This window comes from Collinsella sp. LCP19S3_C9, from assembly GCF_052121575.1.
Classification (GTDB): Bacteria; Actinomycetota; Coriobacteriia; order Coriobacteriales; family Coriobacteriaceae; genus Collinsella.
In genome coordinates this window covers 21191-41950 of record NZ_JBQKDZ010000002.1, presented here as the reverse complement: position 1 = coordinate 41950, position 20760 = coordinate 21191, and the positions used below count along the sequence as shown (strand labels likewise).

General features: G+C 61.2%; 15 protein-coding genes and 1 tRNA gene. 11 read left to right on the top strand and 5 right to left on the bottom strand.

The window, feature by feature from the left end:
• The first annotated feature begins 507 nt into the window (after positions 1–507).
• The 5 genes from ACTQXI_RS01235 to proB all read left to right on the top strand — a co-directional run bounded on the left by ACTQXI_RS01235 (position 508) and on the right by proB (position 5072).
• Positions 508–1446: a radical SAM protein gene (locus tag ACTQXI_RS01235; RefSeq protein WP_441548148.1), complete on the top strand. Its 939-nt coding sequence runs from the start codon at positions 508–510 to the stop codon at positions 1444–1446.
• A gap of 232 nt (positions 1447–1678) precedes the next feature.
• Positions 1679–1751, top strand: a tRNA-Ala gene (locus ACTQXI_RS01230).
• A gap of 65 nt (positions 1752–1816) precedes the next feature.
• The gene (locus ACTQXI_RS01225; RefSeq protein WP_441548147.1) at positions 1817–2275 is read left to right on the top strand and encodes a hypothetical protein; all 459 of its coding nucleotides are present in this window, start codon (positions 1817–1819) and stop codon (positions 2273–2275) included.
• Positions 2276–2359: 84 nt separating this feature from the next.
• The gene (locus ACTQXI_RS01220) at positions 2360–3865 is read left to right on the top strand and encodes a nicotinate phosphoribosyltransferase (RefSeq protein WP_427794587.1); all 1506 of its coding nucleotides are present in this window, start codon (positions 2360–2362) and stop codon (positions 3863–3865) included.
• A 79-nt stretch (positions 3866–3944) separates the two neighbouring features.
• Positions 3945–5072 (top strand): glutamate 5-kinase, encoded by a 1128-nt coding sequence (gene proB / locus ACTQXI_RS01215; RefSeq protein ID WP_441048215.1) that lies wholly within the window; start codon positions 3945–3947, stop codon positions 5070–5072.
• A gap of 100 nt (positions 5073–5172) precedes the next feature.
• Here proB and ACTQXI_RS01210 read toward each other — a convergent pair whose 3' ends face one another.
• A complete protein-coding gene (locus tag ACTQXI_RS01210; RefSeq protein ID WP_441048214.1) occupies positions 5173–6591 on the bottom strand; it encodes an alpha/beta fold hydrolase in 1419 nt (472 codons plus the stop codon).
• A 113-nt stretch (positions 6592–6704) separates the two neighbouring features.
• Here ACTQXI_RS01210 and ACTQXI_RS01205 point away from each other — a divergent pair, with 113 nt between their 5' ends.
• Both ACTQXI_RS01205 and ACTQXI_RS01200 read left to right on the top strand, forming a co-directional pair.
• On the top strand, positions 6705–7991 hold the full coding sequence (locus ACTQXI_RS01205; RefSeq protein ID WP_441048213.1) for a glutamate-5-semialdehyde dehydrogenase: 1287 nt from the start codon (positions 6705–6707) through the stop codon (positions 7989–7991).
• 171 nt (positions 7992–8162) lie between these two features.
• Entirely contained in the window at positions 8163–8762 is a 600-nt protein-coding gene (locus ACTQXI_RS01200; protein WP_427747469.1) for an HD domain-containing protein, read from the top strand.
• A 170-nt stretch (positions 8763–8932) separates the two neighbouring features.
• On the opposite strand, the gene ACTQXI_RS01195 is transcribed toward ACTQXI_RS01200, so the two are convergent.
• Both ACTQXI_RS01195 and ACTQXI_RS01190 read right to left on the bottom strand, forming a co-directional pair.
• A complete protein-coding gene (locus tag ACTQXI_RS01195) occupies positions 8933–9691 on the bottom strand; it encodes a transposase (RefSeq protein WP_441048212.1) in 759 nt (252 codons plus the stop codon).
• A 355-nt stretch (positions 9692–10046) separates the two neighbouring features.
• The gene (locus ACTQXI_RS01190; RefSeq protein ID WP_427727935.1) at positions 10047–10532 is read right to left on the bottom strand and encodes a CarD family transcriptional regulator; all 486 of its coding nucleotides are present in this window, start codon (positions 10530–10532) and stop codon (positions 10047–10049) included.
• A gap of 342 nt (positions 10533–10874) precedes the next feature.
• Here ACTQXI_RS01190 and argS point away from each other — a divergent pair, with 342 nt between their 5' ends.
• The 4 genes from argS to ACTQXI_RS01170 all read left to right on the top strand — a co-directional run bounded on the left by argS (position 10875) and on the right by ACTQXI_RS01170 (position 18305).
• Positions 10875–12728 (top strand): arginine--tRNA ligase, encoded by a 1854-nt coding sequence (argS, locus tag ACTQXI_RS01185; protein WP_441048211.1) that lies wholly within the window; start codon positions 10875–10877, stop codon positions 12726–12728.
• A gap of 926 nt (positions 12729–13654) precedes the next feature.
• Positions 13655–16087 carry a transcription termination factor Rho gene (gene rho / locus ACTQXI_RS01180; protein ID WP_441548146.1) on the top strand — a complete coding sequence of 811 codons (2433 nt, stop codon included), beginning with the start codon at positions 13655–13657 and terminating at the stop codon, positions 16085–16087.
• Between the two features lie 313 nt (positions 16088–16400).
• A complete protein-coding gene (locus ACTQXI_RS01175) occupies positions 16401–17849 on the top strand; it encodes a hypothetical protein (RefSeq protein ID WP_441048209.1) in 1449 nt (482 codons plus the stop codon).
• A 6-nt stretch (positions 17850–17855) separates the two neighbouring features.
• Positions 17856–18305 (top strand): VanZ family protein, encoded by a 450-nt coding sequence (locus ACTQXI_RS01170; protein WP_441048207.1) that lies wholly within the window; start codon positions 17856–17858, stop codon positions 18303–18305.
• A gap of 113 nt (positions 18306–18418) precedes the next feature.
• On the opposite strand, the gene ACTQXI_RS01165 is transcribed toward ACTQXI_RS01170, so the two are convergent.
• The gene (locus ACTQXI_RS01165; RefSeq protein ID WP_441548145.1) at positions 18419–19309 is read right to left on the bottom strand and encodes an ROK family protein; all 891 of its coding nucleotides are present in this window, start codon (positions 19307–19309) and stop codon (positions 18419–18421) included.
• 140 nt (positions 19310–19449) lie between these two features.
• Positions 19450–20631: a pyridoxal phosphate-dependent aminotransferase gene (locus ACTQXI_RS01160; protein ID WP_441048205.1), complete on the bottom strand. Its 1182-nt coding sequence runs from the start codon at positions 20629–20631 to the stop codon at positions 19450–19452.
• Positions 20632–20760 lie beyond the last annotated feature (129 nt).

The following is a 20760-nucleotide window of genomic DNA, read 5'->3' as shown; positions in this document are numbered from 1 at the left end:
AAAAGGTCAAAGGATGCCATGCCGCAAAGGGTATAGCTGACCCATGATACTCGACCAAAGGGGGTGCGGGGAATCGCGCCAATCGATAATCACGCGCTTACCAGATATTGGGATGGTGGCGGGGGTTCTGCCGAGTGCCGTTGGGTGTCATACGGGATCTGCGATGGCAATTTTTGGCAAAATCGGCAAAAGAAAACCACCCCCCACGTTACGAAAATGAACCCACCTAAAACAGGTGGGTGCCCTCATCGACCGTTCCAGCGTCCTTAACAACGAAGGATACCTGTACTACGTACGACTGTGTGGGCTCCCTAAATAAACGCGACGGTTCACCCAGTTGCTCCGCGGGGGGCGGAATACCTATATCATAAAGCGGCACTTTATCGATTCCAGTCTTGACATTACAAAAATCGTGTCGGACGATTACGGCGCCTTGGGCTCGAGCCGTCTGCGCGGTTGGTCCTTTTGCGTTTGAGCTGCTGAATCGTTGTTTTGGAGCATGTTTTTATGCCGACGTCGTTGACCGAACTTTTTTCGCCCGCCTGCCATTTGTGTCCGCGGCGTTGCGGTGCGGCGCGCGATGAGGGTGCGCGCGGCGTATGCGGTGCTAACGACACGCTCAAGGTGGCCCGCGCGGCGCTTCATATGTGGGAGGAGCCGCCTATCTCGGGCGAGGCCGGTTCGGGCACGATCTTCTTTAGCGGCTGCTCGCTCAAATGCGTCTATTGCCAGAACCACGAGATCTCGACGGGCAATTTTGGGCTTGAAATTTCGCCCGAGCGTTTGGTCGAGATTATGTTGGAGCTGCAGGGCCAAGGTGCCAATAACATCAACCTGGTGACGGCGACGCACTACGCGCACCTGCTGCCGGCTGCGATTGCCGCGGCACGGGCGCGCGGGCTAGTTGTTCCAATCGTCTACAACACGAGCGGTTATGAGCGCGCGAGTGCCGTGGCGGCGCTCGGCGATCTGGTCGATGTGTGGCTAACCGACTTTAAATATGCCGATGCGGGGCTCGCGCAGTCGCTCTCCCACATTAAGGACTACCCGCGTGTGGCTGTGTCGGGTTTGGCGCAAATGGCGCGCGAGATTGAGCGCCGTGGGGGAGAGCTGGTGGACGAGGACGGGCTCATGAAGCGCGGCGTGATCGTGCGTCACCTGGTGTTGCCGGGGCATGCGGACGATTCGTGTCGCGTGCTAGACCTGGTGTGGCAGACGGTGGGTGATGTGCCGATCTCGGTCATGAACCAGTACACGCCCAATGCGCTCATGCGCGAGCAGGGCGGCGACTTGGCGCGAGCCGTGACGCGCGAGGAGTACGAGCGGGTGCTCGACCATGCCGACGACCTGGGCTTTACGACGATGTTCTGGCAAGAGGGCGGCGCGGTAGACGAGAGCTTTACCCCGGCGTTCGACACCACTGGCGTCCTCACCAGCGCAAAGTAGCTCTTTTGAGCAGTCTTTTTGGGACGGGGCTATTTTAGCTGCCCCTGCCGTTAATCGTCCAAATCGTTTTCGCTATCTGCCTGGGTAGCTAAAAAAGCCCCGTCCCAAAAAGACTGCTCCCGGTGGGGGTCGAGCTACCATCCGAAAAGTAGTCAAAAAAGCCCCGTCCCAAAAAGACTGGGTATTGGGCGTTGACAGTTGGCGAGCCGTAGGTAAAATATCAACTTGTCCTGGGGACGTAGCTCAGTTGGGAGAGCGCTGCCGTCGCATGGCAGAGGCCGAGGGTTCGACTCCCTTCGTCTCCACCCTTGGATTTGATAAGCCGCTGACATTGTGTCGGCGGCTTTTTTTAAAAAGAAAGGGCTGCACCATGGCCGAGCTTGAGTCCCAACCATTGTCTGACGAGGAGCGCGCCGAGTTGGAAGAGCTCCGCGCCGAGAAGGCCCGCCGCGAGGAGCAGGAAAAGGCCCGTCGCGAGCGTGAGGAGCTGGCCGCCCTGCGTGCCGAGCATGCGAAGGCCGAGGAGGCTGCCGCGAGCGCCGCATCCGAGCGCAAGCCCGCGCCCGCGCCCAGGCCCGCCGCTGCGAAGCCTGCGCCTGCTGCACCCAAGCCTCAGCCTAAGAAAGCCGCCCGCCCCAAGCCCGCCGAGCCCAAGCCGAGCCGTGATGAGATGACGTTTGCCCAGCGCATGGTCACTTCCAAGGAGCCCACGGCCGAGGGCGAGATCCCCGGTATGGCCCCGGCTCAAAAGATCATCATCGCGCTCGCCTTGGTCGCGTTTGTCGTCTTTATGGGCTACACGATCATGACCAGCATGGGCCTGCTCTAACCGATTTGCATCGGGCGTCATGTCCGCATGCTCTGCTCTCGTCCAACCCTCAACCTCTGCACAACGCATCCGAAAGGTCGCCCCATGGCTTTGACCGACATCTCGCATCCCACCGACATCGCAATGCTCACCGATCTGTACGAGCTCACTATGGCCCAGGGCCTGTGGGAGAGCGGCAAGGCCAATGAGCAGGGCTGTTTTACCGCGTTTTACCGTGACCATCCGTTTGGCAGCGCCTATGCCGTCATGTGCGGCACCGCCGAGCTGCCCGAGCTGGTCGAGAACCTGCGCTTTACGCCCGAGGACATCGACTACCTCGCATCGCTCCAGGCCCCGGCCGGCGGCGCGATGTTTAAGCCCGAATTCCTCGACTACCTGCGCGATTTTCGTGCGCATGTAAACATCGACGCCGTCCCCGAGGGCGAGCTCGTCTTTCCGCGCGAGCCCATGGTGCGCGTCACCGGCCCCGCGCTGGAGTGCCAGCTGCTCGAGACGGCGCTGCTCAACATCGTCGGCTTCCAGACGCTTGTCGCCACCAAGACGGCGCGCGTGGTGCTGGCGGCGGACGGCCGTCCTGTGGCCGAGTTTGGCCTGCGCCGCGCCCAGGGTCCCGATGGCGGTCTGGCCGTCGCGCGCGCGAGCTACGTTGCCGGCTGTTCCTCTACGTCCAATGTGCTCGCCGGTCGCCGCTACGGTATTCCCGTCTTTGGCACGCATGCGCACAGCTGGGTGATGAGCTTCGATTCCGAGCTCGAGGCCTTCCGTGCCTTTGCCAAGTCGAGCCCCAAGAACTGCACGCTGCTCATCGACACTTATGATGTGCGCGAGGGCTGCGAGCATGCCATTACGGTTGCCAAGGAGATGGAGGCGGTGGGCGAGCGTCTGTCGGCCATTCGCATCGATTCCGGCGACCTCGCCAAGCTGTCCAAGTATGTCCGCGGCCGTTTCGATGCCGAGGGCCTGCCCTATGTGGGGATCTCGGTTTCCAACGATCTGGATGAATACACGATTCAGTCGCTGCTCGACCAGGGCGCGCCCATCGATAGCTTTGGCGTGGGCACCAAGCTCGCGACCTGCTACGACCAACCGGCGCTGGGCGGCGTTTACAAGCTTTCCGCCCGCCGTGCGAGCGAGGCGGACCCGTGGACGCCGGTGGTCAAGCTCTCCGAGCAGCCCTACAAGCGCACGATTCCGGGCGTGCAGCGCGTGCGCCGCTATTACGACGGCTTTGGCGGCCCGGTCTGCGACATGATCTATGACGAGGACCATCTGGCGGGGGAGGGCGCCGCGCGCGGCAATACCCTCGTGGCCGTGAACGATGCCGCTCTAGTGACCGACGTGTCCGAGCTTGAGTATCGCGAGCTGCTGGCGCCGATCGTGCGAGACGGTAGTGCTGTTGCCCCGCGCGAGAGCATCGAGGCCGCACGCGAGCGTTGCGCTTGGGCGCTGGACCATCTGGATCCGGTCTACAAGCGCTTCCTGTACCCGCAGACCTATGTGGTGGGCATGGAGCAGGGCCTGGCGCAGGTGCGTGACGAGCTCGTGCGCAAGAATATGGCCGCGGCTTCTGCCTTCCCCTGGGCTCGCTAATTTTGTTGGGTGTAGGGTGGAATTACGTTCCCTCGGCCGTCAGCTCGCCCGAACCCTCAACAGTTGATTGGTTTGACGTATGACGACTTCTTATAAAACGATGGTGGTAAAGATCGGTTCGTCCACGGTGGTGGGCGCCGATGGCAAGGTCAACCGCGCCTTTATCGGCGGGCTCGCCGGTCAGGCTGCTGCCCTGCGCAAGCTCGGCTGGCGTCTGGTCGTGGTGAGTTCGGGCGCCATTGCCTGTGGCTATCCCGTGCTGGGCTTTGACCGCAAGCCGGTCGGTGACCTGCCGAGCCTGCAGGCCTGCGCCTCGGCCGGTCAGTGCATCATCTCGTCGGCCTACGACGAGGAGTTCCATGCGCGCGACCTGCTCACCTCGCTCGTGCTGCTCACGCGTCACGACACGGCCCGTCGCACGTCCTATCTGCACGCGCGCGACGCGCTGCTGCGTCTGGTGGAACTGGGCGTGGTGCCGGTCGTCAACGAGAACGACACCGTTACCGTCGACGAGATCAAGTTTGGCGACAACGACACGCTGGCGGCGCTTGTGGGCTGCCTGGTTTCTGCCGACCTGTGCGTGACGCTCTCGGACATCGATGGCCTCTATACCGCCAATCCGCACGAGGACCCCACGGCCGAGTTCGTTCCGGTCGTGCATAAGATCGATGCCAAGATTATCGCCTCGGCGGGCGATTCTTCCACATCGGTTGGCACAGGCGGCATGATTACCAAGATCCGCGCGAGCCGCATCCTGATGACGGCGGGCATTCAGAGCGTGATTTGCTCGGGCGAGGAGCCCGATGCGCTCGTGCGCCTTGCCCGCGGCGAGAGCGTGGGTACGCTGTTCGATCCGCCGGCGGAGCGCCTGGACATTGCGCCCCGCAAGCTGTGGATTGCACTGGGCGACAAGGCGCATGGCTCGGTGACGGTCGATGACGGCGCCGCGAAAGCGCTGGTCAGCCGCGGTTCTTCCCTGCTTGCAGTGGGTATTCGCGAGGTCGATGGCACGTTTGCCGAGGGCGATGTGCTCGACGTGTGCGACCCGAGCGGCATGGTTGTCGCCCGCGGTATCGCCGAGGCCGATTCGGACGTGCTGGAGCTTGCAGCCGGACGCCGCCAGGACCAGATTGCCGGCAACCGCTTGCTGGCAGACTTGGCCGAGAAGCCCGCGATCCACCGAGACAACTTGATCGTCTTTGCATAAAGAAAGACAGCGCTGCGGATCGTTTCCCGCAGCGCTGTCTTTCTCGTGCCGGCACTTGGGGACGTTCCTTTTGTGCCGGCTGATGGGGGACACTCCTTTGCTAGAAGATCTGACGCAGGTCTCCGCGGTTGAGGGACTCGTCGAAGAGGTGCTTGAACACCACGCTGCCGTGCAGGCCGTCGTGCTCGAACTCGTTGGTCACCCAGGCGTGTGAGTTGCCCACGCGGCTGAGCGTGTCGAGCTGCAGGCCCGAATCCACGTACATGTCGTCGAAATATACCGCGGCTTGGAGCGGCACCTCGTTGCAGGCCAGGCGCTGCGGGTCGTAGATCTTGTCCCAGCTGGTGTCTTCCATCAGCAGGTCCATGGCGGGCTTGAAGGGCTTGAGCTCGGGCATCTGCTCAAACATCCACGGGAACATGGCCTCGCCGGTAAACATGAGTGGGCGCGCGAGGGTGTCGAACTCGGCACGATGGGCCTTTTCCTCGGCGGCTGCCCAGCCAATGGGCATCGTGTCGCCATCGGCGTAGATGAATTCCTGCAGCGTCCAGTACAGCGGATTCGTGCGCGTGTTGGTGCGCTCGAAGGCGCGCATCAAAAAGCTTTCTGATACCGAGGATCCGCAGCTCAACGTGCCGTCGCCGTCAACAAAAGCATGGTCGATAATCCAGTGCATGCGCTCAAAGCTCGGCTTCATGCCAAAGTCGCTGCCCATGAGCTGCAGGCGCTCGACCGTCATCGGCGAGCCGTCGGGCAGCGCGGGCTTTTGCTCCTCGAGGGCATCTGCCAGGGCCGCCACGCGCTCGACGTCGGTGGGGTAGCGGTCGTAATACTGCTGAGTCTTGGCCGCCATACGCGGGAAGGTGTGCGCGTAGACCTCGCTGGCACTCGCCGGTACGTGCGGAATGCCGCCGCAGGTAAAGCTCGCCGCCACGCCCTCGGGGAAGAGCGACAGATAGCTCAACGTCAAAAAGCCGCCGTAGCTCTGGCCGAGTGTGACCCAGGGCTTGCCGCCAAAGCCTACCAGGCGCAGGTACTCAAAGTCGCGCACGATGGAGCTGGCGAGGTGGCGCTTGAGAAAATCCGCCTGCGAGCGGGCCGCATCGGAGCCTGCCGCCTCGGCGCGCTCGCCCAGTGCGGCAATCGTGCGCCCGTCTACACAGCTGCTGCGCCCGGTACCGCGCTGGTCGGGCAGGACGACGCGGAAGTGCTTGACGGCCTCCTCGATCCAGCCGTCGCTTGTGGGCGACAGCGGACGCGGGCTCTCGCCGCCGGGGCCGCCCTGCAAAAAGAGGAGGAGTGGCAGGTCGTCGTTGATACGGTCGGGAGCGCAAACCACGCGGTAGAAAAGCTTGATGCTCTCGGGTGCGCCGGCGATGGGCGCCGGCATGGCGCCGCGGCGCATGGTACTGCCGAAGGCCAAAAGCATTGGCTCCAGGCCGCGCCAATCCAAGGGGACGTCGGTGCTGTGGTCCTCGACATAGAGGCCGGGGACGTGGTACGAAGTGATGAGGGCCATGCGGTACTTCCGTTCGTTGCGGTGTTTCGGGTTGACCAATTTTACCGCCGCCAGCGAGGATGCGCACAAATCGGCTACCATGGTTGGCAAACTTCTAAGAGAAAGGGCCGCCCATGTCGGTCGATATAGCCACGTATGTCCACGATCTTGCCGTTGCCGCCAAGGCAGCGTCGGCCTCGCTTGCCACGGCGAGCGACGAGCAGCGCCAGGAGGCCGTGCGCGCCATGGCCGCGGCTCTGCGCGATGGCGTCGATTCCATCGTCGCCGCCAACGAGCTCGATATGTCCGCTGCGCGCGATGCGGGGACCTCGGCGGGGCTCCTCGACCGTCTGCTGCTGACGCCCGAGCGCGTCGAGGGCATGGCCGCCGGCCTGGAGAAGCTCGCTGAGCTGCCCGACCCTGTCGGCCGCGTGCTCGACCACCGTGTACTTGCAAGTGGTGTGGACCTCACCCGCGTGAGCGTGCCGCTGGGCCTGGTCGCCATGGTCTATGAGGCGCGCCCCAACGTGACGGCCGATGCCGCGGGCATCTGCATCCGCACCGGCAACGCCTGCATTCTGCGCGGCGGTTCGCTGGCCTATCACTCGTGCGCCATGATTGCCGAACTGCTGGCCGATGCGCTCGAGGCCAAGGGTTTCCCGCGCGAGGCTATCTCGATGATCGAGTCCACCGATCGCGAGGCCACCGGCGAGCTCATGAAGCTTCGCGGCATCGTCGACGTGCTTATTCCGCGTGGCGGTGCGGGCCTGATCCAGCGCTGCGTGCGCGAGTCGCTTGTGCCGGTTATCGAGACGGGCACGGGCAACTGCCACATCTACGTGCATGAGTCGGCCGACTTTGACAAGGCGCTCAACATTATCGTCAATGCTAAGACCCAGCGCGTGGGCGTGTGCAACGCCGCCGAGTCGCTGCTTGTGGACCGCGCCGTGGCAGATTCGTTTTTGCCGGCGGTCGTGGCCGTGCTGCACGACCACGGCGTGCTGATTCACGGCGACGAGGCCATGTGTGCCGCATGCGCCGCCGCCGGTCTTGCCGAGGGCGACGACTACGTGGCCGCGACCGAGGAGGACTGGGGCCGCGAGTACCTGGCGCTCGAGATGAGCGTGAAGGTCGTGGCGAACGAGGACGAGGCCATCGTGCACATCAACCGCTATGGCACTATGCATTCCGAGGCCATCATCGCCGAGGACGCGGACGCTTGCGAGCGCTTCTTGGATGAGATCGATGCCTCGGCCGTGTATGCCAACGCCAGCACGCGCTTTACCGACGGCGGCGAGTTTGGCCTGGGCGCCGAGATCGGCATCTCGACCCAAAAGCTCCACGCCCGCGGCCCCTTTGCCGCCGAGGCCCTCACCACCTACAAATACAAGCTTCGCGGCACCGGCCAGGTCCGCCCCTAAACCTACCAAAAAGGGACAGGTTTATTTTGGCAGGTTTTATCTGCGGTTTTGCCGGGCGACGCGTCCGCCCGGCTTTTTTCTCCGTATGCCTTTTCTGCCTTTCGGCTTGAGCCGCGGCGATATACGATAGTGACACCGTGTCCTAGCACCGACTCACCTGGAGGTATTGCCATGTCCCAGACGCTTTCCGCCGGAATTACCCGCGACCGTGCGTTCGAATTGCTCAACGAGCACAACAAGGACCCGTTTCACATCACCCACGGTGAGACGGTCGAGGGCACCATGCGCTACTTTGCGCGCGAGTTCGACCCCGAGAACGAGGAGTTTTGGGGCATCGTCGGACTGCTGCACGACTTGGATTGGGAGGAGCATGAGGACGACCCCGTGAACCACACCATCTATGCGGCCGAGATCCTCGAGGGCGAGGGCGCATCGCCCGAGCTCATCCGCGCCATCCAGACGCATACCTCGGACTTCAACACCTCGCTGCCCAAGCCCGAGCTGCAGATGGAAAAGATCCTGTTTGCCTGCGACGAACTTACCGGCCTGATTGGGGCTGCCGTGATCATGCGTCCGAGCAAGAGCGTCATGGACTTTACGACCAAGTCGCTCAAGAAGAAGTTCAAGGACAAGCGCTTTGCCGCCGGCTGCTCGCGCGACGTGATTACGCAGGGCGCCGAGATGCTGGGCTGGGAGCTCCCCGAGCTTTTCGACCGCACCATCGCGGCCATGCAGTCCTTCGCGCCCGACCGCGACACCTTCCAGGCCTAACCTGCCAAAAAGGGACAGGTTTATTTTGGCAGGTTTTATCTGGGAAGACGCTTCCGTTGGACGTTATTCAGCGGAAGCGTTTTCTGTTTAACATGGTGGCGCTTGCGAATGGCGGCGCCTCGCGGCAGGCAGCTGCGCTTCGCCGTACCCGTAACTCGGCAAACGCGACGCTAGGACGCGTTCTTGATAATCCATGTTCCGAGTCCTGTCAGCAGCTGAACCTGCTTAACGGTTAGCCCTTGTTTTCGAAGCGCGAGAATCGCCTCATTGCGAAGTGGCTTGGAGACAGATTTGAGTTCCGTCGGAGCGCATCCTGCGACACTCTGCACGATTGCCGTGCCAAATTCGCATAGATCTTCCTCGCGAACCTTGGCTGTTGCGCTGGGGCGATAGGGAAGCGACGGCGCACTTTCCATGAGTTGAAGGTATGAGCGAGGTGTTGGGAATAAAACACCGACAACGCTGCCGGTGACATGCGGCCGTGACCTGGCACTCATTAGATACTCGCGATGGCTGCTCCAGGGATATTCGTCGTATGCCGCCAGTCCTGCTTTTTGTGGATTCAGATGAATGTATCGAATTGCCTCAAGTAAATATGCTTCCGACTTAATGGGCGAATCCCAAAACCGCTCCTGAAACACGTGGCCGACATGCTCCGTCCGCGCATTGTACCTGCCCGCATACGATACGGCTACCGCGTGCATCGCGTCGCTTTTGCGGTCGTCCGGGTCGTCGATGAGCAGATGAATATGGTTTCCCATAAGGCACCAAGCGATAAGCTCGATATTGTGTTTGGGGAGGATTGCATCGAGGATCTGAAGCATGGCGATTCGGTCCTCGGTATCGTCAAACAGCAATTGCCCTCCGTTTCCACGCAACGTGACGTGGAAATAACCGGTTGGTGACTTTGAACGAGGTTTTCTCGGCATGGCCCCTCCTTTAGCTTGGATGGGCTGAAGATACCTTATTCGGGGGCTTCGGTTGTCGAGATTCAGTTCACCGACTATAGCTGCTACCTGCCGAAATGTTATTGCGTTTTCAAATTGATGCTTTTTAATGGTAATTGAGCAAGACGGGCACGCTTGTTGCGGATACGGGCGTTGGTTGCGTCGATCTGGACGGCCCTCGCGTGATGTCATCACAAATGGGCTTCACGCATTTTCGCGGCGATAGAAAAATGGCCGGGGCTTACAAACAAAACGGAGCACCCGGCCGTTTACCAATTGTTTGTTGACGTTTGGCCAGATAAAACCTGCCAAAATAAACCTGTCCCTTTTTGGCAGGTTAGTTGAGGGCGGCTTGGGATAGGCGGGCTTCGGCGTCTTCCTCGGTGACGCCCAAGGCCACGGCAATCTCCTCGATGGAGCGGCGCTTGGCTTCCTTGAGTACGCGCATGTAGTAGGAGCTGGGCTTTTTATCTGCTTCCTCGGCCTGGCGAATACGGTGCATCATTGTTTTTGCCACGCGGACCGTCTCGGGCGCACCCAGCTTGAGCTGCTGCTTAAAGTGCGTCTCCTCGAGCGAGCTGTTGCGCTCGGTAAAGGTGTCGCACTCCAGCTCGTCGTAATGGCTCAGTAGGTGCTCGGCATCTTGCTGGGAGATGGCGGCATGTAGACGGTCGGCCTGCGCCACGGGGTACATGAGGATCGTCTGCGCATGTCCCTGCTTGGTCTCGAGCAACAGCATGGGCTGCGGTGTGTCTTCCCTAAAACCGACGACGGTGCAGACTCCCTGACCCGGATGAATGACGTGTTGACCGATTGAGAACATGCTACCTCCAACTTATACGAATTTACGTATGTCTAGAATACCACGCTGACGTGCGCAAACCCTTACTTTATGCAGGAAAAGCACACAAATCCGATAGGTAAGAGTATTCGATATTCTGAGCTGCCCATGCAGATGTTTATGCATTTTCGGCGGGTGCACAACCAGCAGGCAGACCGCCATCTTTGAATGGCCTTGCGACAACTGTGGTCAATTATGTGCATATGCAATATCGATTGACTTTACCCTGCGACAGTAGTTACCGCTTGTGATAGAGTGCTGCAAACTCTGGCTTTTGCCCTACGAGTGACCAAGAGCTCGGGGGCTTTAACACAAGGAGGATCTATGCCCGAGAAGATTGAAGAGCTGGTACGCGCTGCGCTTGCTGCGGCCCAGGAGGCCGGCGACCTTTCCGCATTTGAACTTGACGATTGCGCTATCGAGCGACCGGCTGACACTTCTCATGGCGAGTGGACCTCCACCATGGCCCTGAAGTCCGCCAAGCTGGCTCACTGCGCCCCGCGCAAGATCGCCGAGGCCGTCGTTGCCCATATGCCCGAGGATCCCGCGATCGAGAAGGTCGAGATCGCCGGCCCTGGCTTCATCAACTTCTACCTCTCCGTCGCCGTCAAGAACGCTATCTTCGGCGAGGCTCGCGAGAAGGGCATGGACTTCGCTAAGTCCAACGTCGGCGGCGGCCTGAAGACCCAGGTCGAGTTTGTCTCCGCCAACCCCGTCGGCCCCATGCATATTGGCCATGGCCGTTGGGCCGCTCTGGGCGACTCCCTCTGCCGCGTTATGGACCATGCCGGTTACGATATCCAGCGTGAGTTCTATATCAACGACCACGGCTCTCAGATGAACACCTTCGGCAACTCCATCAGCACGCGCTATATGCAGCTTGCCGACATCATCGCCAAGCAGGACGTGGATATCGACGCGGCTCACAAGCTGCTGATTGCCGACCGCGATGCCTTTGTTGCAGATGAGAACGACGAGCATCCCGAGACCCATCCGTATCAGGACAACTTTGCCGAGACTCTGGGCAAGGATTCCTACGGCGGCGACTACATCATCGACGAGGCCGCCGAGTTCTGGCGCACCGACGGTGACAAGTGGGTCGACGCCGATCCGCAGGAGCGCATGGAGAGCTTCCGCGAGCGCGGCTACGTAAAGATGGTCGACAACATGCGCGACCTCTGCCATGCCGTCAACTGCGACTTCGATCGTTGGTTCTCCGAGCGCTCGCTGTACGTGAAGGACACCGAGGGCGAGACCGCCGGCACCTCCGCCGTCGACCGCGCTTTCGAGAAGCTCGACAAGATGGGCTACCTCTACACCAAGGACGGCGCTCTGTGGTTCCGCTCCACCGACCTGGGTGACGACAAGGACCGCGTCCTGATCAAGTCCGACGGCGAGTACACCTACTTCGCCTCCGACGTTGCCTATCACTGGGACAAGTTCCAGCGCGTCGACCACGTCATCGACATCTGGGGCGCCGACCACCATGGCTACATCGACCGCGTCCGCTGTGTCTGCGACGCTCTTGGCTATCCCGGCAAGTTCGAGGTTCTGCTGGGCCAGCTCGTCAACCTGCTGCGCAACGGCAAGCCCGTCCGTATGTCCAAGCGCAAGGGCACCATGGTGACCCTGCAGGAGCTTGTTGACGAGGTCGGTTCCGACGCCGCCCGTTACACGCTCATCTCCAAGAGCTCCAACCAGATGGTCGACTTCGATATCGAGGCCGTTAAGAAGCGTGATAACTCCAACCCGGTCTACTACGTGCAGTACGCTCACGCTCGTGTGTGCTCCATTCTGCGCCGTGCCGCTGACGTTACGCCCGAGCAGGCTGACGAGATGGGCATGAAGGCCGTCGCCGCCAAGGCCATCGGCGAGAACGTCAACTACTCGCTGCTGACCGACCCCACCGAGCTTGCCCTTTCGCGTAAGCTCAACGAGCTCACCGACCTCATCGCCAGCTGCGCTCGCGACCGCGCCCCGTTCCGTCTGACGCACTTTGCCGAGGAGCTCGCCGGCGACTTCCACAGCTTCTACGCTGCCTGCCAGGTGCTTCCGAGCGAGGGCCGTCCCGTCGACCCCGAGCTTTCGCGCGCCCGTCTGGCCGCTTGCGACGCCGTCCGCGTGACGCTCGCCCTGGTGCTCACTCTGGTTGGCGTTTCTGCACCCGAGCAGATGTAATCTACGGGTCGTTTAACCGTGTAGGTTTGGCTTTGCTGAGCCCTATAAGCCCGATCTCCATGCGGAGGTCGGGCTTTTTGCGTTTGGCGGGGCTTTTTGGCGTGTTGAAAAATGCTACAAAAACGCAACTATACCGGTTTACGGGGCTGAATCGCTGCCTGGCGACCATAGCAACAGCAGCGAAAATAAAATCGCAGGTAGACGGCTTGCCGAATATTAAAAATGCAGGGTATGGTTGGCTTACGCCGTTCTTGCACCGTAATCCGCGAATGTTTTGAAAACGACCCCTTGGGGACGGAGGAAAACGGATCATTTTTGTCCGGTGGGAGAGCGGTGCGAAACCGTCCGCCACGAATCGGGCTTATCTACTACGTTTAGTCGCATACCCCGAACCATGCCGAAAAGTACGATATTAAAACCGCAGGTAGCGGGCTTGCGATTTTAGGAAGATCGAGGGGATGGTCAGGGGTCGCGGGTCAAACGTAGTAGATAGGCGCGTTTCGTGGCGCGGCTATTCCGGATGCCACGGCTTCACTCCTCTGGTGCGACAGAGGAAGCGCTTTTGAGGGAGAGTGTCCCTTTTGACCAGTTGTATAAGAACGTCCAATGACTAAGTTGCAGGTGACAGTGGTTGTGTTACACTAACGCTGCGTATTTGACGTAATCATCTCGATACAGATCAATGATGCCCGTTGTGTTTTGAACGGAGCTAGACTGTTTAGCCGCCCTGAAGGTTTATGCAGGGAGCATGTGATCACAGGGCTTTAAAAGAAAGTTGAGCAAACACTGTGTCTGATCAACAGCAAGAAAATGAAATAAGCACGGCACAAACCACTCCCGCTGCACCGGTTTCGTCGGACCAGATCGCGAAACCCGTACCGTCGCAGGCGTCGGTCCCCGAGACACACCAGAACGCTGCCTCGGCTTTGAGTGAGAACCCTGTTCCCGTCGCACCTGCTACCGGGGAGGAGGCTGCGCCCGTGAAGCCCAAGCGCACGCGTCGTGTGGCCAAGCCCGCTGCGGATGGCGATGAGGCTGCAAAGCCCAAACGCCGCACCACGCGCACGACGCGTGCCAAGCGTCCGGTTGCCGCCGAGGTTTCGGCGCCGCTTTCAGATGAGGTTGCGCAGGCCCGCGCGCTTGCGCAGATCAGCGAAGCCCAGGTTGTTCGTGCTCGCCGTCGTGCCGCCGAGCGCGATGCCGCGGCTCTGACCGAACTCGCGGCTCCGTCCGCCCCCGAGGCGCCTTCGGCTCCGGCTCCCGAGCAGGTAGCAGAAAAGCCGGCTCCACGCACGCGCCGTCGCACGGCGGCCAAGGTCCAGCAGGCTGCCGAGCAGGTTTCGTTCGATGCCGCCGAGACCCCGGTTCGCTCTGCGGCGGGGGAGGACGCTTCCTCTGCTGAGTCTGTCGTGCCTGCCGAGGCCGGCGGTGCATTTGTCGTCGATCCTGCTTTGCGCCCGCATCGCCGCGGCCGCAAGCCCAAGGCATTTGTCGAGGCGGAGAAGGCGGCCGCTGCCGCGGCTTCTGTCCAAGATGCCCCGGCGTTCGTCGAGCCTACAACGGCTGCCGTGGTTTCGGCCGAGGGTGCTGATGTTCCTGAGGTCGCTGTTTCTGCCGCTGCCGAGCCTGCCGACGTTCGTCCCGGGCGCAGCCGTCACACCGCAGCCAAACGCCCAGCTAAGGCAGAGGCGAAGTCCGGCGCCGAATCTGCGGTAGCTGAGTCTACCGAGGCGAGTGTCGACACGACTCCCGAGACGGAGGGCGCCGATCGGTCGGCAGGCGAGAAGCCCAAGCGCACGCGCAAGAAATCTTCCAAGACCAAGTCTGCCGAACAGCAGGGGGATGCTGAGCAACAGCCCGAGTCCGACGCTAAGTCGGACGGCGAGACCCCGGCGACCGCCGATGCGCCCACGACGCCTGCCGTCGAGAGCGCTGAGGCCGAAGAGGGCTCCCGCCCCAACCGCCGTCAGCACAAGCGTAACGATGAGCGCAGCGAGCGCAAGGATGATCGTAACAACGACCGCCGCACCCGTCAGCGCGACCGCAAACAGCGCAATAAGGAGCGCAATGCTGCTCCGACTGAGCCCACGCTTTCGCGCGAGGAGCTCGCGGCCATGAAGGTCGCCGAGCTGCGCGAGAAGGCCAAGGAGTTCGAGATCGAGACGACCGGCAAGAAGAAGGCCGAGCTCGTCGAAGAGATCTACACCACAGCCGCGAAGGCCGAGGGCTTCCGCGATATTAAGGGCATCCTGCAGATTCGCCCGGACAGCTCCGGCATCATCCATGCCCACGGCTACATGAAGTCCAATGACGACGCCTTCGTGCCCGCCTACCTCATCCGCTCCGCGCGTCTGCGCACGGGCGACGTGATCGAGGGTTCGCTTCGTCCCTCGCGCGGCGGCGACAAGCGTGCCGGTCTCGCCAAAATTACGACCGTCAACGGTCTTGATCCTGAGCAGGCCCGTAACCGCCCCAAGTTCGGCGATCTCACGCCGGTCTACCCCAATGAGCCGCTGCGCTTGGAGCATGGCAAGGATTCCATTACCGGTCGCGCCATCGATATCGTGTCGCCGATCGGCAAGGGCCAGCGTGGCCTGATCGTGTCACCGCCCAAGGCCGGTAAGACTACGATTCTCAAGAAGATCTGCCAGTCTATCTCGATCAACAACCCCGAGGTGCACCTCATCTGCCTGCTCGTCGACGAGCGCCCCGAAGAGGTCACCGATATGCAGCGCTCCATTGAGGGCGAGGTCGTGGCCTCCACCTTCGATATGCCCGCCGACAACCATACCCGCGTGGCCGAGCTCGTCATCGAGCGCGCCAAGCGCATCGTGGAGCTGGGCGGCGACGTCGTGGTGGTTCTCGACTCCATCACGCGTCTTGCCCGTGCGTACAACCTGGCGGCGCCCGCCTCGGGCCGCATCCTTTCGGGCGGCGTCGATTCGGCGGCCCTGTATCCGCCCAAGCGCTTCCTGGGTGCTGCCCGCAATATCGAAAACGGCGGCTCACTCACCATCCTTGCTTCCGCCCTTATCGATACCGGCTCCAAGATGGACGAGGTCATCTTTGAGGAGTTCAAGGGCACCGGCAACATGGAGCTCAAGCTCGATCGCGATCTGGCCGACCGCCGCATCTTCCCGGCCATCGACCCCGTTGCCTCGGGCACGCGCAACGAGGACCTGCTGGTCGACGAGCAAATGCGTCCGTTTGTCTTTGGCCTGCGCCGCATCCTCGCCGGCATGAACAATACCGAGCGCGCGGCAGCGTCGTTTATCAAGGGCCTTAAGGGCACTAATACCAACCAGGAATTTTTGGTGCGTTCGGCCAAAAAGCACAGCGATTACGAGCAGACGTTCTAGTTTGTCCGCTGCATGCGACAGCAACCATAGACATGCCAGAAGGGCCGGGGTTTAGATCCTGGCCCTTTTCGTATAGCCGCTCGCCAACGATTATTGACCTCACGACCGGCAAGCAGCGATTTTCCCGTTTCAATTCCGCTTCGTCGCTTGCAATCCCCAAGGGGGTTTCGCATAATAGCAGTTAAGCTTCGCGACGGAAAACGCAGATGAAACGAACCTTATACCGTTGCTTTGGGGCTCAGGCCCCGCTTCATCTTCTCTCGCGCAGCCAACTGAATGATGCGATTTGGGTGCTGGAAGATGGGGAGAGCTCATGGCTTCTTCTGATGCAACACAACGAGCAGTCCTTGCCGGACTTTCCTGCGGGATCGGCCTTGCCGCACCCGTGGTCGTGTATGCCGCTACACTGCCGTTTTCGTCAATCAACGAGACGGTCGTCGCGGGTGCTGTTCCCTTTGCCGTGGGCGCGGTGGCCGGCGTGGGTATCTATGCCGCCTCGCTGGGCATCTCTGAGTATCGTGCGGAGCACGATGGCCGCCTGTTTGAGCCCGATGCCGTGGGCGGCGCCGCTCAGTTTAGTCGGACCTACAACGAGTTCAAGACCGCCTCGATTCCCGCTCAGCAGGAGGAGGCCGCTCCCCGGGCTGCTGCGCCTGTCACTTTGGACGAGCAGGGTCAATCCTCTTCGCTTCTCTCCGGTCTGACCGGCGCGTTTCAACGCCGTCATGCCGATGATGGCGTTCCGACCATCGCCCGTGCCGCCAACGCCATGGACGAGGCCGATGCCTGGGCTATGATCGATAGCATGCTCGACGACGATTCGCCGGTTAGCTGCGATCCCGCTCGCTCGCGCGATGTCTACCAGGTCGCAATTGACGAGCTCACAAACGGTGAAAAGACTGGCTCCTATAACCGCGACGACATCGCTGCTGCCGCACGTGCCGTTTCGGGCTCTCATGCCGCTCCTGCGGGCAGCACTGCAGCTTTCGTGGCGCTTGTGGCCAACGCCGCCAACAATGCCGCCTATAACGGTGCTTCTTCGGCTGCGTACGCCTCTGCCGCGACGGCCGCTTCGACCGGCCAGCAGGGCGCGGCTCAGCCGGCTCCTGTCGCCGACCCCTTTGCCGATGAGCCCCTGGTTGTCGACGAGGAGACCATCGCCGCTCGTCGTGCTGCCGAAAGCTCGCTTTGGGGCGCTTCGGCCCAAATGCAGGCCGCGGAGGCGGTGCCGTACAACGCCAAGCTCGCCAGCATGCCCATCATTTCCGATGCCAAGGGTGTGGATCTCGCCGATTTGGACGAGCCCGCCGCCATCACTGCCTCTATCGATGCCCAGAATCGCGTGGATACCGACAGTCTCCCCGATGCCTCCCTCGAGGAAGATATCCCCATGGCCGATTATTCGGGCCACGAGAACATGTGGGCCGCCGCTATGGCGATCATGGCCGAGGTCGCCGAGCCCGCCCCCGCGCCGATGCCCACGCCTGCAGCCTCACCTGTCTCGGTTGCTCCCGTCTATGTCGGCCGCCACAGCTCCGTGTTTCCCGAGGATACCGCGCGTATCTCGCGCGAGAGTATCGAGCGCGCCGAGGCTATCGCCGCCGGCGTTATGGAAAACCGTCGCCACGAGCGCGTCAATCAGATCCTTGAGGAAGAGATCGAGCGCCTGCAGTCCTCTACCGCCAAACGTACGGGTCGTGCTTATTTGAGTGTTATCGAGGGCGGTACCGCCAGTTTTACGCCGCTTCGTGCCGAGGCCTAGTTCTGCATGATTAAGATCGATCGTAAGTGGGCGGTTGCGGCCTGCGTCATGGTGTTGCTGATCTGGGGCAATTCACTGGTTCCCGGCACGGGGTCCGGCTCACTGAGCTTGGCGATCATGGAGGACGTCCGCGGGTTTTTGCATAGCTTGAGCCTGCCGTATGAATGGGTAACCAACTTTGTCGTCCGCAAGTGCGCACACTTTACCGAGTATATGGTGCTCGGTGTTTTGGTGACACATGCCTTTGATATCGAGGGTCGACGCACTTATGACAGACTGCTTCCCACGGTGGTTTTTCTGTTGCTGGTCCCCTCAATCGACGAGACGATTCAGTTATTTGTGCCGGGGCGCGCCGGCATGATTACCGACGTGATGATTGACTGCTGCGGAGCGGCTACCGGCGTCGTGCTCCGATATCTCCTTCGATCGCTTGTATGCACCAAAAAGGCCGCCTAGGACGTTTTGCTTGGTCCTAGGCGGCCTTGTGCGTTTGGGGGCCCTGCAGGACGCGATAGCGTTGTCTGCGCGTTATACGGGCCCGGCAATACCGTGTGTCGTTGGTGCACCCTTTACTGGAGCGCCTGTGCGCCAAGGGCCAGACAACCCATGATGCCCTGCTTACCCTCGAGGCTGTTGTTGACAATGAAGGTATCGATGTCGTTGACCTCGGGCGTGACGATATAGCCGTTGAGCATCTCGGCGCACTTTTTGCGGGCGAGCGGCACGATGGGGGTGTGGTCGGCCACGCCGCCGCCGATGATGATCTTTTGCGGCGCATAGCACAGCGTGTAGGTCATGAGCGCCTGTGCCAGGTAGCCTGCGAGCAGGTCCATGGCCTTCGGGTCATCGGCCATGTCTCCGGCGCTTTTGCCATCCCAGCGCTTTTTAATGCCGGGGCCGGCGATGAGGCCCTCGAGGCAGTTGTCGTGGAAAGGACAGCCGCTGTGCTCGCCGATGGTGTCGCGCGGATCGCGTGTGACCAGGATGTGCCCTGCCTCGGGATGCATCATGCCATGAACGAGCTGGCCGCCCGAGAGCACACCGGCGCCCACACCGGTGCCGATGGTCAGATACACCACGTCGGTGAGGCCCTGGGCGCAACCAAAGGTGACCTCGCCCAGACAGGCGACGTTGACGTCGGTGTCGTAGCCACAGGGAATATTGAGCTCGTTTTGGATGGTGCCCAGCAGGTCAAAGTAGCGCCATGCCGTCTTGGGCGTCTCCAAGATCTTGCCGTATTGGGGCGAGGCAGGGTTGACTGCGGTGGGGCCAAAGGCGCCGATACCCAGCGCGGCGATGCCCTTGTTTGCAAACCAGGCGTTGACGGCCTCAACGGTCTCCTGCGGGGTCGTGGTTGCGATCTGCTCACGCTCCAGAACCGTACCGTCTACATAGCCCGTGGCGCAGATCATCTTGGTGCCGCCGGCCTCGAGCGCTCCAATAAGCTGCTGCTCTGCCATAGTATTCCTCCCCCTGGGACGAGTTGCTCCGTGACTAAAGTATAGCGCTTTAAACAAATTAAGAAAGCGCTATAAAAAGAAGCCCCACAACGCGCGTGCGGTGCGGGGCTTCTTTGGGTGCTTTAGTTGCCGGGCCGTCCTTACCCGCGCGGCTTGATTTTATCGCGTAGCGACTTGAGGTTCTCCAGCGCCGCGTTAAGCGTCTCGTCTCGCTTGGCAAAGTGGAGGCGAATCAGATGGTTGACGGGCTCCCGGAAGAAGCTCGATCCGGGCACGGCGCCCACGCCCACCTTAGAAGCGAGGTCCTCGCAGAAGTCGAGGTCGCTGTCATAGCCAAACTCAGAGATGTCCATCATGACGTAGTAGGCGCCCTGCGGCACGTTATGCTCAAGACCAATGCTATCGAGTCCCTGACAGAACAGATCGCGCTTGGCTGTGTAGAGATCGAGGACCTCCTGGTAATAGCTGTCGTCGAAGTTGAGGGCGGTGACGACGGCTTCCTGTAGGGGAGCGGCGGCACCCACGGTGAGGAAGTCGTGGACCTTCTTGATGCGCTCGGTGATCTGGGCCGGGGCGATGGTGTAGCCCAGACGCCAGCCGGTGATGGAGTACGTCTTGGACAGCGAGCTGCAGCTGATGGTGCGCTCGAACATGCCGGGCAGCGTGGCCATATAGACGTGCTCGTGGGGCGCGTAGACGATGTGCTCGTAGACTTCGTCGGTGATGCAGTAGGCGTCGTACTTTTTGCAGAGATCGGCGATAAAGGTGAGCTCTTCGCGTGTAAAGACCTTGCCGCAGGGATTGGAAGGGTTGCACAGGACGATGGCCTTGGGGTCGTTGTCGCGGAAGGCCGCCTCGAGTGTCTCGCGGTCAAAGTCGAATGTGGGCGGGTTGAGCGGCACGTAGATGGGCTCGGCACCTGAAAGGATCGTGTCGGCGCCGTAGTTCTCGTAGAACGGCGAGAAGATGACGACCTTGTCGCCGGGGTTGGTGACCGTCATCATGGCAGCCATCATGGCTTCGGTGGAGCCGCAAGTGACTACGATGTTCTGGTTGGGGTCGATCGGCATGCCCATAAAGTGCTCCTGTTTGGCGGCAAGCGCCTCGCGCATGGCCTGGGAGCCCCAGGTGATGGAGTACTGGTGGTAGAGCGGCTTAGGGTCGGTGGCGATGGTGCCCAGGCTCTCGAGCAGCTGCGCTGGGGGATCAAAGTCGGGGAAGCCCTGCGAGAGGTTGACGGCGCCGTACATATCGGAGATGCGCGTCATGCGGCGGATGACCGAATCGGTAAACGTTGCCGTGCGATTGGAGAGTTCTTTCATACTTGTCCTTTCGAACATCGGGGTGGGGCAAGTTTACTCCTATGGAACCGGTGGGATTTGCTCGAAATGGATCCGAAAAACTCTTTTCAAAATTCTTGAAAATTGGGGCTTGCGTCGCGTGGCGTTCCT

Excerpts from the sequence above, each read along its gene's own strand:
- ACTQXI_RS01235 (WP_441548148.1), top strand. The coding sequence starts at position 508 with ATGCCGACGTCGTTGACCGAACTTTTTTCGCCCGCCTGCCATTTGTGT.
- ACTQXI_RS01225 (WP_441548147.1), top strand. The coding sequence starts at position 1,817 with ATGGCCGAGCTTGAGTCCCAACCATTGTCTGACGAGGAGCGCGCCGAG.
- ACTQXI_RS01220 (WP_427794587.1), top strand. The coding sequence starts at position 2,360 with ATGGCTTTGACCGACATCTCGCATCCCACCGACATCGCAATGCTCACC.
- proB (WP_441048215.1), top strand. The coding sequence starts at position 3,945 with ATGACGACTTCTTATAAAACGATGGTGGTAAAGATCGGTTCGTCCACG.
- ACTQXI_RS01210 (WP_441048214.1), bottom strand. The coding sequence starts at position 6,591 with ATGGCCCTCATCACTTCGTACCACGTCCCCGGCCTCTATGTCGAGGAC.
- ACTQXI_RS01205 (WP_441048213.1), top strand. The coding sequence starts at position 6,705 with ATGTCGGTCGATATAGCCACGTATGTCCACGATCTTGCCGTTGCCGCC.
- ACTQXI_RS01200 (WP_427747469.1), top strand. The coding sequence starts at position 8,163 with ATGTCCCAGACGCTTTCCGCCGGAATTACCCGCGACCGTGCGTTCGAA.
- ACTQXI_RS01195 (WP_441048212.1), bottom strand. The coding sequence starts at position 9,691 with ATGCCGAGAAAACCTCGTTCAAAGTCACCAACCGGTTATTTCCACGTC.
- ACTQXI_RS01190 (WP_427727935.1), bottom strand. The coding sequence starts at position 10,532 with ATGTTCTCAATCGGTCAACACGTCATTCATCCGGGTCAGGGAGTCTGC.
- argS (WP_441048211.1), top strand. The coding sequence starts at position 10,875 with ATGCCCGAGAAGATTGAAGAGCTGGTACGCGCTGCGCTTGCTGCGGCC.
- ACTQXI_RS01175 (WP_441048209.1), top strand. The coding sequence starts at position 16,401 with ATGGCTTCTTCTGATGCAACACAACGAGCAGTCCTTGCCGGACTTTCC.
- ACTQXI_RS01170 (WP_441048207.1), top strand. The coding sequence starts at position 17,856 with ATGATTAAGATCGATCGTAAGTGGGCGGTTGCGGCCTGCGTCATGGTG.
- ACTQXI_RS01165 (WP_441548145.1), bottom strand. The coding sequence starts at position 19,309 with ATGGCAGAGCAGCAGCTTATTGGAGCGCTCGAGGCCGGCGGCACCAAG.
- ACTQXI_RS01160 (WP_441048205.1), bottom strand. The coding sequence starts at position 20,631 with ATGAAAGAACTCTCCAATCGCACGGCAACGTTTACCGATTCGGTCATC.